12 protein-coding genes and 1 pseudogene are annotated in these 15,690 nt (G+C 57.2%); 11 read left to right on the top strand and 2 right to left on the bottom strand.

Annotation, left to right across the window (positions count from 1 at the left end; all coding sequences use genetic code 11):
- Positions 1–66: 66 nt before the first annotated feature.
- Complete coding sequence (uraD, locus tag D0C27_RS07860; protein ID WP_035271248.1) at positions 67–597, bottom strand: 2-oxo-4-hydroxy-4-carboxy-5-ureidoimidazoline decarboxylase; 531 nt, start codon at positions 595–597, stop codon at positions 67–69.
- A 289-nt stretch (positions 598–886) separates the two neighbouring features.
- Between uraD and D0C27_RS07855 the strand changes: the two genes are divergently transcribed.
- From D0C27_RS07855 to D0C27_RS19650, 9 genes and pseudogenes are all read left to right on the top strand, one after another.
- Positions 887–1,843 (top strand): LysR family transcriptional regulator, encoded by a 957-nt coding sequence (locus tag D0C27_RS07855; RefSeq protein WP_009461103.1) that lies wholly within the window; start codon positions 887–889, stop codon positions 1,841–1,843.
- A 198-nt stretch (positions 1,844–2,041) separates the two neighbouring features.
- A complete protein-coding gene (locus D0C27_RS07850; RefSeq protein ID WP_009461102.1) occupies positions 2,042–3,166 on the top strand; it encodes an MraY family glycosyltransferase in 1,125 nt (374 codons plus the stop codon).
- A 49-nt stretch (positions 3,167–3,215) separates the two neighbouring features.
- A complete protein-coding gene (gene tviB, locus D0C27_RS07845; RefSeq protein WP_022983251.1) occupies positions 3,216–4,496 on the top strand; it encodes a Vi polysaccharide biosynthesis UDP-N-acetylglucosamine C-6 dehydrogenase TviB in 1,281 nt (426 codons plus the stop codon).
- Positions 4,497–4,510: 14 nt separating this feature from the next.
- Positions 4,511–5,536, top strand: coding sequence for an SDR family oxidoreductase (locus D0C27_RS07840; RefSeq protein ID WP_060186275.1), 1,026 nt, complete (start codon positions 4,511–4,513; stop codon positions 5,534–5,536).
- Complete coding sequence (murJ, locus tag D0C27_RS07835; protein WP_035271247.1) at positions 5,533–6,894, top strand: murein biosynthesis integral membrane protein MurJ; 1,362 nt, start codon at positions 5,533–5,535, stop codon at positions 6,892–6,894. Before D0C27_RS07840 ends, murJ begins: the two co-directional genes overlap by 4 nt.
- Before the next feature lie 39 nt (positions 6,895–6,933).
- Complete coding sequence (locus tag D0C27_RS07830) at positions 6,934–8,043, top strand: glycosyltransferase family 4 protein (protein ID WP_009461099.1); 1,110 nt, start codon at positions 6,934–6,936, stop codon at positions 8,041–8,043.
- A gap of 63 nt (positions 8,044–8,106) precedes the next feature.
- Positions 8,107–9,234, top strand: coding sequence for a glycosyltransferase family 4 protein (locus D0C27_RS07825; protein WP_009461098.1), 1,128 nt, complete (start codon positions 8,107–8,109; stop codon positions 9,232–9,234).
- Positions 9,231–10,301: pseudogene (locus D0C27_RS19655) on the top strand (glycosyltransferase family 4 protein); the annotation flags it as partial. The gene D0C27_RS07825 and the pseudogene D0C27_RS19655, both read left to right, overlap by 4 nt.
- Positions 10,302–10,508: 207 nt before the next feature.
- A complete protein-coding gene (locus tag D0C27_RS19650; protein ID WP_060186330.1) occupies positions 10,509–11,624 on the top strand; it encodes a glycosyltransferase family 4 protein in 1,116 nt (371 codons plus the stop codon).
- A gap of 315 nt (positions 11,625–11,939) precedes the next feature.
- Here the strand turns inward: D0C27_RS19650 and D0C27_RS07815 are convergent, their stop codons facing one another.
- Complete coding sequence (locus tag D0C27_RS07815) at positions 11,940–13,328, bottom strand: phosphomannomutase/phosphoglucomutase (RefSeq protein ID WP_137430717.1); 1,389 nt, start codon at positions 13,326–13,328, stop codon at positions 11,940–11,942.
- Positions 13,329–13,457: 129 nt separating this feature from the next.
- Here D0C27_RS07815 and D0C27_RS07810 point away from each other — a divergent pair, with 129 nt between their 5' ends.
- Together D0C27_RS07810 and D0C27_RS07805 are read left to right on the top strand one after the other, a co-directional pair.
- On the top strand, positions 13,458–14,873 hold the full coding sequence (locus D0C27_RS07810) for an FAD-binding oxidoreductase (protein ID WP_009461095.1): 1,416 nt from the start codon (positions 13,458–13,460) through the stop codon (positions 14,871–14,873).
- 21 nt (positions 14,874–14,894) lie between these two features.
- Positions 14,895–15,581, top strand: a complete 687-nt coding sequence (locus D0C27_RS07805) for a phosphatase PAP2 family protein (protein WP_009461094.1) — start codon at positions 14,895–14,897, stop codon at positions 15,579–15,581.
- Positions 15,582–15,690 lie beyond the last annotated feature (109 nt).

The following is a 15,690-nucleotide window of genomic DNA, read 5'->3' as shown; positions in this document are numbered from 1 at the left end:
GCGTGCCCGCAGGCTGGCGCTACCCCGTGAACTGGATGGGTCAACAAGACCCGGCAGGCAGCAAAATTAGCCCAGCAGCGCATCCAGACGGAAACGGGCAATCTTGCCGATTTCAGTCAGACAAGCTTGAAACTCGGTTTCAGCACTGTTGTTCAGACGAGCTTCTACTGTATCCATGATTTGGTAACGGCTCAAACCCTTGACGGCAATCACGAAGGGAAAACCGAAGCGCTCACGGTATTGGGCGTTCAGGCCACGCAGACGGGCCAGCTCTTCGGCCGAGCACTGATCCAGGCCGGCGCCACGTTGTTCGCCTGTCGATGCGGTGGTCAGTGTCCCTTGCTCGGCTTCTTTACCAGCCAGCTCGGGGTGAGCACAGATCAGGTTCTTCTGTTCTTCGTGTGATGCTTCTTGGACCACTTGCACCATGCAGGCGTGCAACTGATCCACGCTTTCAAAGGGACGCTGGTTCCAGCTACGCTCAGGGACCCAGGGGGAATGTTCAAAAATACCTTCGAGCTTGTCCACAAATTGGCTCTGATCCAGGCTGGAGAGTTCGGTGAGCGCCTGTGTGGTGGTAAGGGTTTGAGTAGTCATGTGTCAGTCCGATTATCTAAGCGTAAATAGTGCGAGCCGAGGCGGCTCCAGGACCAGGCCTGGAGGCCGTTTTATCAAGGGTAGTGGGTGGGCGTTTACACGGTATGTTTGATTTATTCAAACCCTTATAAACCACCGCCTGTGGGCTATGATTTTCTTATATGGGACCAGTTTAAGTTTTCTGTTTATAAATAAAATAGAATTAGGCGTATAAATGATATATGCCATCTCGTATTGTGCATGTATGTCATTATCATGCTGGAAAAAAGCGTAAGAAGGAGAGAATAAGATGGCCGCCCGACGTGGGGATAACCCGCTTGATACCTATCTCTTGAGGGTATTTTGCTTACTCGTTACCGAGCGCAGCGTCTCGCGTACCGCGTTCAAAATGAACCAGTCGCAGCCTGCTATCAGTGCGGCCTTACGACGCTTGCGTGACATTATTGGCGATCCTTTGCTGGTGCGCGAAAAAGGGGGCATGGTGCCTACCGAGCGCGCCATTGGCCTGCTGGCCCACGCTAAAGGAGCCCTGGCCGAGATCGACTGTATGGTTAATGCGCCCGACAGTTTCGACCCTCAGGTAAGTCGCAGTGAGTTTCATATCGGAGCGCCAGATTATCTGGCGCCTGTCTTTATTGGCGGAGTGGTCGAGCGCATGCGTCGCGAGGCACCGGGGGCGCGTTTGAATCTGCATTCTCTGGATGCCAGCTTTGATTTTGAGCGTTCTTTGGCGGAAGGCGACCTGGATATGGTTATTGGGAACTGGCCCGAACCGCCCGATCGCATGCACCTGTCCGTGCTGCTGGAAGATCAGATTGTCTGCCTGGTAGCGGCAACGCACCCCTTGGCTCGCAAGGGGTTGACCATGGATGATTACGTGCGGGCGCGCCATGTGGTGCCCATGCCGTATTCCATCAACCAGCGCGGTGTCATCGATACGACCTTGGCGACCCTGCGTATTCAGCGTGATGAAAGCGTGGCGGTGCAGTCCTTTTCGGCAGCACCGTATTTGCTACAGAATACAGACCTGATTTTTACGACTTCGCGTCATTTCGCCGAGTTTTATTGTCGACTATTGCCCCTGGCGATTCTGGAGGCCCCGCTGGAGTTTCCGCCCATGCGCTTTTATCAGCTCTGGCATGAACGTAACCGGCATTCGCCCAGCCATCGCTGGTTACGGCGACTCCTGACCGAGTGCGGTAATCAACTGGCCTCGACAGAACCGTTGCCGCAACCCGATTCCTGAGCCCCAATCCCGCAAAATACTTGCTTTCGGGCTCGCGCTCGGGCAAATTAGCGAGCTACTCCTGCCTACACGAAAGTGATACGGGACTTGACGGAAATTGTTGCATTTAATGCGACTGGTCACGGACACAAGCCGGAAGGCAGGTTGATAATGTGTAGTTCCTAACCTAGCAGGTGTTTTGCGGTGTCTTTACCTCAGATGGGGGAGTCTCTTACCTGGTTGTATATCTGTGTCGTGGCTTTTATGGTCGGCGGGCTGATCGTGGCCTCCGAACGTTGGCATGGCCGTCTGACCGGGGACAGCGACCTTAGTAAACCCCAAGCGTCCCATTCTCGTCCTACCCCGCGTGTGGGTGGTCTGGCCGTGGTGGCAGGCAGTTTGGCTGGCTTGCTGGTCCTTGGGCCCAGCAATATGACACTGACCTGGCTGTGGCCGGTCTTGTTTCTGGCTGCCATGCCGGTATTTGTGGCGGGCCTGGTCGAGGACATCACCAAGGACGTAGGTTCCCTGAAACGCTTGCTGGCCGCTTTCCTGTCGGCCGCGATTGCCTGGTGGTTGCTGGGCGGTGTGTCGCGTGTTGGGGTGAGCTGGGCTGATTGGGTTCTGGGTTTCTGGCCCATTTCGCTGCTCTTTACCATGATTGCGGTAGGCGGCTGTACCCATGCCCTGAATATTATTGACGGTATGAATGGCCTGGCCGGCATGATCGCCACCTTGATGGCGCTGTCCCTGGCTCTGGTGGCCTTGCAGGTGCAGGACATTCCGATTTTCCTGATTGCCGCCTCGCTGGCGTCGGCCACCCTGGGCTTTCTGGTATGGAACTTTCCTTTTGGACGGGTCTTTCTGGGGGATGGGGGCGCATATTTCCTGGGCTTCATGCTGGCTGAACTGGCGGTGCAACTGGTGGTGCGAAACCCCAGTGTGTCGCCGTTTTACGCCTTGGCCGTGCTGTTTTACCCTGTTTTTGAAACCATGTTTTCGATCTGGCGTCGCCGTTTCAAACGCGGTGTGCCTGTGGATCAGCCGGACGCGCTGCACCTGCATCAACTGGTGTTCCGTCGTCTGGTGCGTTCCACGTTCAGTCGTGACAGTGGCGGAGCCTTGCCCGCGTTTTGTAATGCCATGACCTCGCCTTACCTGTGGGTACTGGCCCTGATCGGTTTGGTGCCAGCCACGATCTGGTGGGACAATACTTGGGCTTTGTGTGCCAGCATGCTGGCCTTCTCACTGGTTTATATCTGGCTCTATTCCCGTCTGGTTTCGTGGCGTCGCCCTTCCTGGCTGCTGCTACCCTCGGTACGGCGGCGGATAGATCGGGACTGATACTGTCAGGCGTTCAAGATTATTCCTTGCGCATAGCGCTAACTGGAGAATGAAGTTGCAACTTGAGAATGTGAAACTGGCCGTCATCGGCTTGGGATATGTCGGTTTGCCTTTGGCTGTAGAGTTTGGCAAAAAGCGTTCCGTTATTGGTTTTGACATTAACGCGCGTCGTGTCGCCGAACTCAAGGAAGGGGTAGACCGCACGTTGGAGGTCGAGAGCGAAGAACTGGCCCAGGCCAGTGGCTTGAGCTACTCCTGCGAGGCCGATGAACTGGCCCAGGCCAATGTGTTCATTGTGACTGTGCCCACGCCTATCGATGAATTCAAGCAGCCTGATCTGACTCCTCTGGTCCGCGCTTCCGAGACCATCGGTAAAGTGCTCAAGCGTGGTGACATCGTGGTTTACGAGTCCACGGTTTACCCCGGTGCGACCGAAGAAGTGTGTGTGCCTGTGCTGGAGCAAGTGTCGGGCCTGCGCTTTAACGAAGATTTCTACGCGGGGTACAGCCCGGAGCGTATCAATCCAGGCGACAAGGAACACCGCGTCTCCACAATCAAGAAAGTCACTTCCGGCTCGACCCCTGAAGTCGCTGAATTGGTCGACGCCTTGTACCGCGAGATCATTGTGGTGGGTACCTTCAAGGCTAGCTCCATTCGTGTGGCAGAAGCGGCCAAGGTGATCGAGAACACCCAGCGCGACGTGAATATCGCCCTGATCAACGAACTGGCCCTGATTTTCAACCGTCTGGGGATTGATACCCTGGACGTGCTGGAAGCGGCGGGCACCAAGTGGAACTTCCTGCCTTTCCGTCCCGGTCTGGTTGGTGGTCATTGCATTGGTGTGGACCCCTACTACCTGACCCACAAGGCGCAAGCCATTGGCTACCACCCCGAGATCATTCTGGCTGGCCGCCGTCTGAACGACTCCATGGGCGGCTATGTGGCCTCCCAACTGGTTAAAGCCATGACCAAGCGCCGCATTCAGGTGCAAGGTTCGCGCGTCTTGTTGCTGGGTCTGGCCTTTAAAGAAAACTGCCCGGACCTGCGTAACACCCGTATTGTCGATATCGTGCATGAACTCAAGCAATACGATGTTCACGTAGATGTATACGATCCATGGGTTGACCCTAAAGAAGCGCAACATGAATACGGTATTACTCCGGTCGAGACTCCTAAAGCGGGTGAGTACGACGGGGTGATCGTGGCTGTGGCCCACAAGCAGTTCAAGGAACTGGGTGTGGAAGGTGTGCGCCAATGGGGCAAGCCCGAGCATGTGCTCTACGACTTGAAGTATGTGTTTGATCGCGAACAATCCGATCTGCGTCTTTAATTTTGGAAAGCATTATGAGCGCTGCATTTGAACAGGCGAGCCAGCAACTGCGTAATCAGCCTAAAACCTGGCTGGTTACGGGTTGTGCCGGCTTTATCGGTTCCAACCTGCTGGAAGCCCTGCTGAAAATGGATCAGCAGGTGGTAGGTCTGGATAACTTTGCAACCGGCCATCAATACAATCTGGACGAAGTGCGTGATCAGGTTGGTGCCGAGCGCTGGGCTCGTTTTCGCTTTATTGAAGGCGATATCCGCAATCTGGATACCTGTCGCGAAGCTGTTAAAGGCGTGGACTATGTGCTGCACCAGGCCGCTTTGGGGTCGGTGCCTCGTTCCTTGAACGATCCGCTGACTTCCAATGAGGTCAACGTGAACGGCGCCTTGAACGTGATGGTGGCTGCGCGTGACGAACAGGTTAAAGCCTTTGTTTATGCGGCTTCCAGTTCCACCTATGGCGACCATCCCGGTTTGCCCAAGGTGGAGGATACGATTGGTCGTCCACTGTCCCCCTACGCCGTCACCAAGTTCGTGAACGAGCTGTATGCGGACGTGTTTGCCCGTGCCTATGGCTTTTCCAGCGTGGGCCTGCGTTACTTCAATGTATTTGGCAAACGTCAGGACCCTAACGGTGCTTACGCTGCGGTGATCCCCAAATGGGTATCGGCCATGATCCAGAACCAGGATGTGCAAATCAATGGGGATGGCCAGACCAGCCGCGATTTCTGCTTTATCGACAACGTTATTCAGATGAATATCTTGGCCGCCGTGCAGCAAAAACCTGCTGTGGCCGAAGTCTATAACGTGGCCGTCAATGCTCGCACCAGTTTGAACGAGCTGTTCGAGCACTTGAAGCAGGCCTTGAGTGCAAATGGTGTGAACTACACCAAACAGCCCATCTATGCGGACTTCCGCGCGGGCGATGTGCTGCACTCTCAAGCCGATATCACTAAGGCTCGCACCCAATTGGGTTACGAGCCGACTCACACGATTTTGCAGGGCCTGAACACAGCCATGCCCTGGTACGTGGCGTTTCTGAGTTGATTTGGGCCAGCCTGAAAGCACGTCTGTCTAGTTTGCATGACGACCACCGTCGCATCGCCCTGGGGGCGATGCGGGTGGCGTTTTTTCTGTTGCTGGGCAAGGCAGCGGGCGCTTTCAAAGAAATGGCGGTGGCTTATCGCTACGGTGTGAGCGATGTAGTCGATGCCTATCAGTTCACGATGGTCATGGCCAATTGGCTGCCAGTGACAATCGTTGGCTCCATGTCCGTTGTGCTGATTCCCGTTCTGGTGCGCTTGCATCGTCTGGAACCGGCTGCGCGCAGCCGTTTTCTGGGTGAACTCAAGGCCTGGTGCATTGTGCTGGGCTGCGTGCTGGGTGCATTGATCTGGATTAGCTGGCCCTGGGTGCTGCAATGGACGGGACAGGGTTTAAGTCCTGCAGTCCATGAAATGAGCCAGGAACTGCTGTTTGCCTTTGCGCCAGCGGCGGTTCTGACCCTGATGATTGGCCTGAGTGCCGCCCGTTTGCGGGCGCATGAGCGTCACATCAACACCTTGCTGGAAAGTGTTCCTGCCTTTGTCATCCTGATCTGGGTGCTGGCCGCAGGCGCCAATGCTGGCATTGGCCCCTTGTTGTGGGGCACCTTGCTGGGCATGACTATCCAGGCCGTGTGGCTGATGATTCTGGCTTCTCGGGCTGATCAGATCTGGGCTCGTCCCACGATCAGCTTGCGTGCCGAACAGTGGCCGGATTTGCTCAAGGCCGCCACCATCATGCTGGTGGGGCAGGTTGCCATGAGCTTTGTCGGCCCTATCGACCAATATACGGCGGCCAATCTGGGCGCGAATGCCAACGCGACCTTGGGTTATGCCACGCGCTTGCTGGCCCTGGTTCTAGGTGTGGGGGCGGCCTCTGTAGGCCGTGCTGCCTTGCCTGTGCTGGCTGATATTCAAAGCCGGGGCGATAACGCCCGTGCTCGTTCCATGGCCTTGAAATGGTCGGTCATGATGTTGGCGGCTGGTGGAGTAGCGGCGGCCATCGGCGTCCTGCTGGCTCCTTGGGGCGTGGCACTGCTGTTTGAGCGTGGCGCGTTTACCGCGCAGGATACGGCCACCGTCGCCCAGGTTTTTAGCTGGGGACTGGTGCAACTGCCTTTTTATTTTGGGGTGCTGATTCTGGTGCAGCTACTGGCCAGTCAGAACCGTTATAAATCCATGGCAATTATTGCCGTGATCAATTTTTTGGTGAAAGCGGCCCTGAACCCGATTCTGGCGGCGCGCATGGGTCCGTCGGGCATCATGCTGGCGACCAGCCTGATGTATGCGGCTTCTTTCACTTGTTATTTCATCTTGGCCTTGAAGCCAGCCAGTGCCTTTGCGCCTGGTTCGCAGGAATAGGAAAACGTGCACAGTCATTCGGTAGTTCGCCCTCATATCATGCTGCTTATCCACTCTTTGGGTGGGGGCGGGGCAGAACGTGTCGCCGTCGATTTAAGCGCAGCCTGGGTGGCGCGCGGCTATCGAGTGTCTCTGGTGACGCAGGCCGGCCGTGACAAAGACGCGTATACCGTAGCAGAGGGCGTAGAGCGCCACGTGCTGGGAACGGCAGGCAGCAGTCGTGGCCGCCTGGATGCCTTGTGGAAGAACTGGCGGCGCGTGAGCCGGGTGCGATCCCTGATACGCAAGACCAAACCCGATGTGGTTCTGGGCATGATGACCACTTCTTCGGTACTGGCCATTTCTGCCGCCAAAGGCTTGCCCTGCAAGGTGATTGCTACCGAGCATACGCATCCGCCCTCCCAGTCCTTGTCCTCTTTTTGGCAAAAAGCCCGTTTGCGTACCTATCCGCAAGCTCATGCCGTGATCGCGCTGACTGCTGGTACTGCAGACTGGTTGCGCGAGCATGTGCCCGGCAGCCAGGTTCAGGTAATTCCTAATGCCGTACGCTGGCCTATGGATAGTGCCGAGCCTGTCGTGCCGGTGCCCGAACTGCCAGAAGGCCGCAAACGTTTGCTGGCTGTGGGGCGACTGCACCCGGTTAAAGGGTTTGACACCCTGATCGAATCCTTTGCCATGTTGTCCAACTATTTCCCGGATTGGGACTTGGTGATTCTGGGCGAAGGCGAGCAGCGTGCTCCTCTGGAAGCACGAATTGAAGAGTTGGAGCTGCAAGAGCGGATTCAGCTTCCCGGCCGCGTCGGCAATATGGCGGACTGGTACGAGCAGTCAGATCTGTATGTACTCAGCTCCCGCATGGAAGGCTTGTCCAACAGCCTGCTGGAAGCCATGGCCAGCGGTTTGACCGCGGTTGCCTTTGATTGCGATACCGGCCCGCGCGAGATTATCCGCGCCAATATTGACGGCGTCTTGGTACGCCCGATTGAAGACGTGGAAGCCCTGGCAGCCCATTTATCCGACCTGATGTCCAACGACGACAAGCGTCAGCGATTGGCACGCCGCGCCACGGATGTGCGCGATCGTTTTTCCTCGGCCCGAGTTCTGGCGCTATGGCAGCAAGTGTTGGAACAGTGCTTGCGTCGGCCTTAAAATGGCGCTTTGCCTAGTGCCAGCAGGCCCAAGCTACCCGGTCGATGAGCCCACGGAGGCCCAGTGAATATTCTGTTTTTCGTCAGCTCCCTGAACGCAGGCGGCGCCGAGCGCGTCGCTTCCACCCTGGCCAATGCCTGGGGTTTGCGGGGCGATCAGGTCACCCTGGTGCCTACTTATAGTGGAGGAGGCAGCGCCTTTTACCCTATTGACTCCAAGGTGGAACTGGTGTGGCTGGCCCATCGCATGCGCGGTAGCTGGTTGCCCAAACCCTTGGCCAAGCTGCGCGCCATGCGCAAGCTGGTGCATGAAAAACAGCCTGATGTCATCGTGTCTTTTCTGACCAATGTGAATATCAATGTGTTGCTGGGGCTGGGCGGCATGGGCGTCCCTATTGTGGTGGGTGAACGCACCAACCCGGCCTTTAGCAGCAGCGCAGGCAAGCTGCTGCAAAGCCTGCGCCGCCGTCTGTACCCCAAGGCGCAGGTAGTGACTGTGCAAACCCGAGCCAGTGTGGCGGCGTTCCAGGCCATGGTGCCGGGCATGAAGCAGGTCATGGTGGTTCCCAACCCCTTGCCGCAGGCCTTGAATGCCGTGCAGCGCGAGGTGCGGGTGGAGGAGAACCGTCACTGCACCTTGATGGCCATGGGGCGTCTGGTGCCCTCCAAACGTTTTGATGTCTTGATCCGCGTATTTGCAGGCCTGGCCGCCGAGCATCCGGAATGGAAATTGAAAATCTGGGGCGATGGCCCGCAGCGAGCCCAATTGGTGCAGCAGATTGCCATGTCCGGCGCGGGCGATCGTATCGAACTGGCCGGCAAGACCGCTGAGCCCTGGCAGGAAATGGCGCGCTCCCATGCCTTTGTCATGACTTCGGAAGTAGAGGGTTTTCCGAACGTGTTGCTGGAAGCCATGGCCATGGGCCTGCCCGCCGTGACGGTTGATTGCCCCAGCGGCCCGCGCGAAATCAGTTCCGATGGCAAGGATGCCCTGCTGGTGCCGGTAGGGGATGAAGGTGCCCTGACTGCCGCCCTGGCCGAGCTGATGGGGGATGGCGTCTTTCGGGGCGTCTTGGGCCGTCGTGCCGCTGCAGCGGTGCGTCAGCGTTATGAACTAGAGCAGGTTTTGCTTAACTGGGACCAGGTCTTTCAGGCCGCCCGTGGCGGTATCGAAGAGGGAGCCAAAGCATGAGTGCAATGCAGCCAAGGTCGTTCAATCAGGACACAGACGCCGTGGATGACAAGCTGGAGAAAGTAACGCCGCCCTTGCGAGTCGTGCATATTATTGCGGGACTGGGGCAGGGTGGGGCAGAAACCGTCTTGTTCCGCTTGGTGACAGCACCCGGTCAAGATACCGAACATATTGTGATTTCTCTGGGCGAGGAAGATGTTTTCGGGCCGCAACTACGGGCTGCAGACATTCCTTTGTACTGCCTGCACATGCACTCGCCGCTGGGCTTTTTGAAAGGTCTGCGATCGCTGACGCGCTTGCTGCGCGATTTGCAGCCCGATGTGGTGCAGACCTGGATGTATCACTCCGATCTGATCGGTGGTGCCGCAGCGCGACTGGTCGGCATTCCGGCTGTGTCCTGGGGTATTCGTAATTCCGGCGCGAATCTGTATCAAGGCAGCCCGAAAGCTCGTATGGTGGCCTGGCTGTGCGCCCGCCTGTCACGCTTTATTCCCAATTTGATTGTGTCCTGCGCAGAAAATGCCGCCCGACGTCACAAGCAGTGGGGCTATCGCGCCGACATCATGAAAGTGATTCCCAATGGCTACGATCTAAGCCGTTGGCATCCTGACCCGCAGGCACGTGAAGAAGTGCGCGAAGAATTGGGCCTGTCACTGGATACGCCTGTCATTGGCAGTGTGGCCCGCTGGAATCCGCTTAAAGATCATCCCAATCTGCTGGCCGCCTTAGCTCGCAGCCTGCACCGTCATCCGGGCTTGCGTTGCCTTTTGATTGGCGATGGCATGGACAGCAATAACGAAACCTTGATGCGCTTGCTGGATCAGCATCAGTTGCGCGAGAGCGTCATCCTGATGGGACGACGCAGCGATGTCCCTCGCCTGATGAATGCGCTGGACGTGCATGTCTTGTCCAGCTCGGCAGAAGGTTTTCCCAACGTGGTCTGCGAAGCAATGGCTGCGGGGGTGTCCAATGTGGTCACCGATGTGGGTGATGCTGCCTTGATCGTTGGTAATGAGGGCTGGATTGTTCCCCCCAGCAATGCTGAAGCTTTGGCAGGCGCGATCAATAGCGCGGTGGATGAACTGGGTGCGCCTTCCTGGCAGGCTCGTCATGAGCATGCGCGTGAACGGGTTGCCCGCCTGTTCTCCCTGGAAGGCATGGTCAAGAATTACACGCAGGCCTGGAAGACCTTGACGGCGCAGTATCCCCCCAAGCGCAAGCGCAGCCGTCAGGCCTTGAGTGCCTTGACGGACGATACCAGCAAGAAAACGCGCATGCTGATGTTCGTGGTCAATAACCCCGCTTTTTTCCTGTCGCATCGTTTGCCTTTGGCGCAAGCCGCTCAACGTGAGGGTTATGACGTGCATGTCGCCACCATGGACGGCCCGGCGGTTGCCGAGATCGAGCGTCACGGCCTGCATCACCATGCTTTGCCCATGACACGCAGCGGGACCAACCCCTTGCAAGAGCTGCAAACTATTTGGGCCCTGTGGCGTTTGTTTCGCCGTGAGCGTCCGGAGCTGGTGCATGCGGTCACCATCAAGCCGGTTCTGTATGGAGGGATTGCAGCGCGACTGGCCGGCGTGCCTGGTTTTCTGGCCGCTGTATCCGGGCTGGGCTATGTATTTACCAAGCGCGACAAGTCCTTTGATCCGGTGCGCTGGATTGCCCTGCAGCTTTACCGCATTGCCTTGGGACATCCGAATAGCCGCGTGATTTTCCAGAACAGCAATGACCGTGATGTCTTGCTGGAAGACCGTGTTGTCAAACGCGATCAGTGCGTCCTGATTCGTGGCTCAGGCGTGGACTTGAATCAGTTTCAGGCTTTGCCAGAGCCCGAAGGCCCGCCCGTTGCCCTGATGGTATCGCGCCTGCTGGTAGATAAAGGTGTGCGTGAGTTTGTTGAAGCTGCACGCATCAGCGCTGCTCAAGGTAGCCCGGTTAAATGGGTACTGGCTGGCAGTCCCGACCCCGGTAATCCGGCCAGTATCAGCGATCAGGAGTGGCAGAGCTGGCAAAAGCAGGGCGTGGTGGAGTGTCTGGGCGAACGTAGCGATATTGCGCAGCTTTACGCTCAATCACACATTGCCGTGCTGCCGTCCTACCGTGAGGGCCTGCCTAAGTCCTTGGTAGAAGCCGCAGCCTGCGGGCGCGCGGTGGTTACAACGGATGTACCCGGTTGCCGTGATGCCATCGAACCTGGCGTGACCGGTGTACTGGTGCCAGTGCGTAATGCGCAGGCATTGGCGGCGGCTGTGATGGACTTGGGTGAAGATACGGCCAAGCGGCAAGCCATGGGGGCGGAAAGCCGCCGTCTGGCTGAAGAGGCTTTTGATATAGGCCGTATCAGCGAGGCTCATCTGGATCTGTATCAGTATTTGAGCCGTTAAGGCTTTGGCTGCCTGGGGCTTGGGCCAAGGCATAAAAAACGGGCTGAACTGCTTGCTGTGACTTGGGGTTGAATCCAAGGTTTCAGAGGCAGTGCAGCTCTTTTTTTATCGCTGTGCTGCCCCAGGGCTAGTCGTCCCGGTAAAAAGTGCCCCCTTTGGGGACAGCAAGCCAAAGTTGCCGCGTGGAGGCATTTTTATACTGCGCTGGAGACTAGAGACTAGAGACTAGAGACTAGAGACTAGAGACTAGAGACTAGAGACTAGAGACTAGAGACCAGCGAGCAGGGATCTGGGTATGAGTGAACTTCCACGGCCTTAGAAAGGCAATGCTGCATCCGGCTTCAAAGCCAGCAGTGCCGCCCGGAATTCTCCCTGGATCCGATCCAGCGCCTCTTGGGACTGGGCCTCAAAACGCAGCACAATCACTGGAGTGGTATTGGAGGCGCGAGCCAGACCGAAGCCGTCCGGGTACTCGGCACGTACACCATCAATCGTGTTGAGCTGATTGGAACTGGGGAAACGGCCTTCTTTTTGCAGGCGGGCAATCAAGGCATGAGGCTCGCCTTCGGCCAGCGGCAGTTTCAGTTCCGGTGTGGACAGGTCTTGCGGCAAGGCTTCCAACTCTGCCGTCGGGTTGTCACCGCGCGAGAGAATCGCCAGCAGACGTGCGCCTGTGTACAAGCCATCATCAAAGCCGTACCAGCCTTCCTTGAAGAACACGTGGCCGCTCATTTCGCCCGCTAAAGGGGCACCCGTTTCGGCCAGTTTGGCCTTGATCAGCGAATGGCCGGTTTGCCACATCAAGGGCTCACCCCCGGCCTTGGCAATTTCCAGAGCGACGTGGCGGCTGCATTTCACGTCAAAAATAATCGTGGAGCCAGGTTCGCGCTGCAAAATATCGCGCGCGTACAGAATCAACTGACGATCAGGCCAGATGATCTGACCCGTTCGAGTCACCACACCCAGGCGGTCGGCATCGCCGTCAAAGGCCAGACCCACTTCGCAGTCCGTGTTTTGAACATGGGAGATCAGGTCTTGCAGGTTGTGCGGCTCGGCCGGGTCCGGGTGGTGATTGGGGAAGCTGCCGTCTACATCCTCAAACAGCATGTCCACTTCGCAACCCAGGGCCTTGAACAGGCGAGCAGCCACGACGCCACCCACGCCGTTGCCGCAGTCCAGGGCAATTTTCATGGGACGGGCCAGTTTGACACGTTCGGCGATGGTGCTGACGTACTGGTCCAGCAAGTCCTTTTTCTCGCCGGTGCCTGCTTGAGCCGCAGGCTCAATACCGGCTTGCATGCGTATCATCAGGCCCTGGATATCCTGGCCGTGCAAGGTCTTGCCGGCCATCATCATCTTGAAGCCGTTGTAGTTGGACGGATTATGGCTACCTGTGATGGCTACGCCCGAGCCGGTTTCCAGTACATTGGCCGCAAAATAGACGACGGGAGTAGGAACCATACCCAGATCGACTGTGTCGATTCCGCCTGCCTGGATCCCTTGTTGCAGGGCACGAGACAGAGCAGGGCTGCTGTGGCGGCCGTCGTAACCCACTACCAGGGTTTGCACGCTTTGTTCACGGGCCAAGGCCGCCAGGGCCAGACCTAATTGGTAGGCGAAGTCGGGATTCAGTTGCTCGGGAACGGTGCCCCGAATATCGTAGGCTTTGAATACAGCGGTCGGTAGAGCGGGAATGTGGGTCACTGTCGCGTCCTGAACGAATACACAAAGAAAGAAGTTTAGCGCGAATGCCACCGGCTTTCGTGAGTTACCATTAAGAGCTGTAGCGCGACAGCAAGAGCGCCTGATTGTTTTTCTTGAGTGGCTTGGGTCATGACTTTTCTGAACGAACTTGAACAGCGTATTGGTCAGCAACATGTGCTGACAGGACAATCCATGCAGCAGTACCTGGAGGATTGGCGTGGACGCTATACCGGTACTGCCTTGGCGGTGGCCCGGCCTGCAACGACGGAAGAAGTGGCCCAGGTTGTGCGTCTATGCGCGCAGCACCGCGTGCCCATCGTCCCTCAAGGCGGCAATACCGGTTTGTGCGGGGGCGCAACGCCGGACAACAGCGCCACTGCGCTGGTGCTGTCTTTGGAGCGCCTGAACAAGATTCGCAGCGTGGATACCGACAACGACACCATGGTGGTGGAAGCAGGCTGCATTTTGCAAAATGTGCAGCAGGCCGCCCGCGATCATCAGCGTCTGTTCCCCTTGAGTCTGGCCGCAGAAGGCAGCTGCACGATTGGCGGCAATCTGGCCACCAATGCAGGCGGTACGCAGGTTTTGCGTTACGGCAATGCTCGCGACCTGACCCTGGGACTGGAAGTGGTGACTGCCCAAGGTGAAATTCTGCATGGGCTGCTTGGGCTGCGCAAAGACAATACCGGTTACGACCTGCGCAACCTGTTTATTGGTAGCGAAGGCACCCTGGGTATCATCACCGCCGCGACCATCAAGCTCTATCCCCAGCCCGTAGCAGCGTGCACCGCTTTGCTGGCGCTCAACACAATTGAAGATGCCGTACAAGTGCTGGCTCTGGCCCGTCAGGGTCTGGCCGCTTCCTTGACGGGCTTTGAGTTGATTGCAGGCAACTGCTTGCAAGCTGTGTTGCACTGCTACCCCGATCAACGCATGCCTTTCCAGGGCCCAGCTGAAAAAGCAGCCTGGTATGCCTTGCTGGAGCTGTCTGATAGCGAAAGCCTGGAGCATGCCCGCGAGCGTTTTGAAAGCGTGATCGGTCAGGCTCTGGAACAAGATCTGGTGCAAGACGCCGTTATCGCCGAGACCATCGCACAAAGCAAGGCGCTCTGGCATTTGCGTGAAAGCATTCCACTGGCAGAGAAAGCCTATGGGAAAAGCATCAAGCATGATGTGTCCATCCCTGTGTCCGTGATGTCCCAGTTCGTGCACGAGACGGACAAGGCTTTGCAAGAAGCCTTCCCGGGTCTGGAAAACGTGACATTCGGGCACTTGGGTGATGGCAACCTGCACTACAACGTCGCGCGCGGCACGGCCTTCACGGAGGAAGAGCTGCTGAAGCGTCAGGATGAGATCTATGCGCTGGTCCATGACAGCGTGCACCGTTTCCATGGCTCCATCAGTGCCGAACATGGCGTAGGCCAGCTCAAGCGCCAACTGCTGCCCCGTTATAAAGACCCGGTTTCCCTGGCCTTGATGAAGCAGATCAAGACGGCGCTGGATCCTTTGGGGATCATGAACCCCGGTAAAGTATTGCCCGATTGATTGAAGCTACTTGGTGTGTAGATGTTTTTTCGTCCTTATATCGTTGCCAGTGCCGTTTTTTTTACTGTTTTGGGAATCGTTGCGGCAGTGACGATGGGTTCAGCAACGGACCTGTCACTCAGTGCCTATTTCTATGACCCACAAGTCCAGGATTTTTCCTGGCGATTGCAGCCTTTTGTCGATTTATTCGGGCGCAGGCTGGTGTGGTTCGTTCCCTTTGGCGGCGCAGTGGTATGGACGATCGTGGCCTGGCGGCAGCCCAAGGGTTCCCGCCGCCAACTGGCTTGGGCGGGGGCGGCTTTCTTCATGGGTAGTGGCCCGTTAATGGTAGGCGTCCTGAAACATCTGACCGCCATGCCAAGACCCTTTAATCTGGCCATGTTTGGCGGTATAGAATCCATGCCCACCTACTTCTGGGCGCATTCCTGGGCTGAGGCAGGCAATGCCTTGCCCAGTGCTCATGCCGCATCCGGCTTTGTGCTCCTGTCCCTGTTCTTTGTGGGCGTCATGACAGGCTGCCGCAAACTGGCCGCCGGGGGCTTTGTGCTGGGCATCAGCGCCGGTTTGCTGTTCGGCTTTCTACGCATCATGCAGGGCTACCATTTTCTTAGCCAGGTGCTGGCTTCAGGCGCTGTGCTGGGGCTGTATGGCTGCGTTCTGTTTTATATCCTCTGGTCTTGGGCCAGACATAAGCAATTGCCTGCCTAGGGCTCTCTGAGTTTGCAAAAAGGGACTTCAAGTCCCTTTTTTGTTTTTGCGAGCCTGTTTCGATAAAGCTTTACGTAAAAACACCCCGAAGCCAGATACCGGCTGCGGG

Origin of the sequence: Alcaligenes faecalis (assembly GCF_005311025.1) — a bacterium.
In the GTDB taxonomy this organism is placed as follows: domain Bacteria; phylum Pseudomonadota; class Gammaproteobacteria; order Burkholderiales; family Burkholderiaceae_B; genus Alcaligenes; species Alcaligenes phenolicus.
This window is presented reverse-complemented; position numbering and strand designations above follow the sequence as displayed.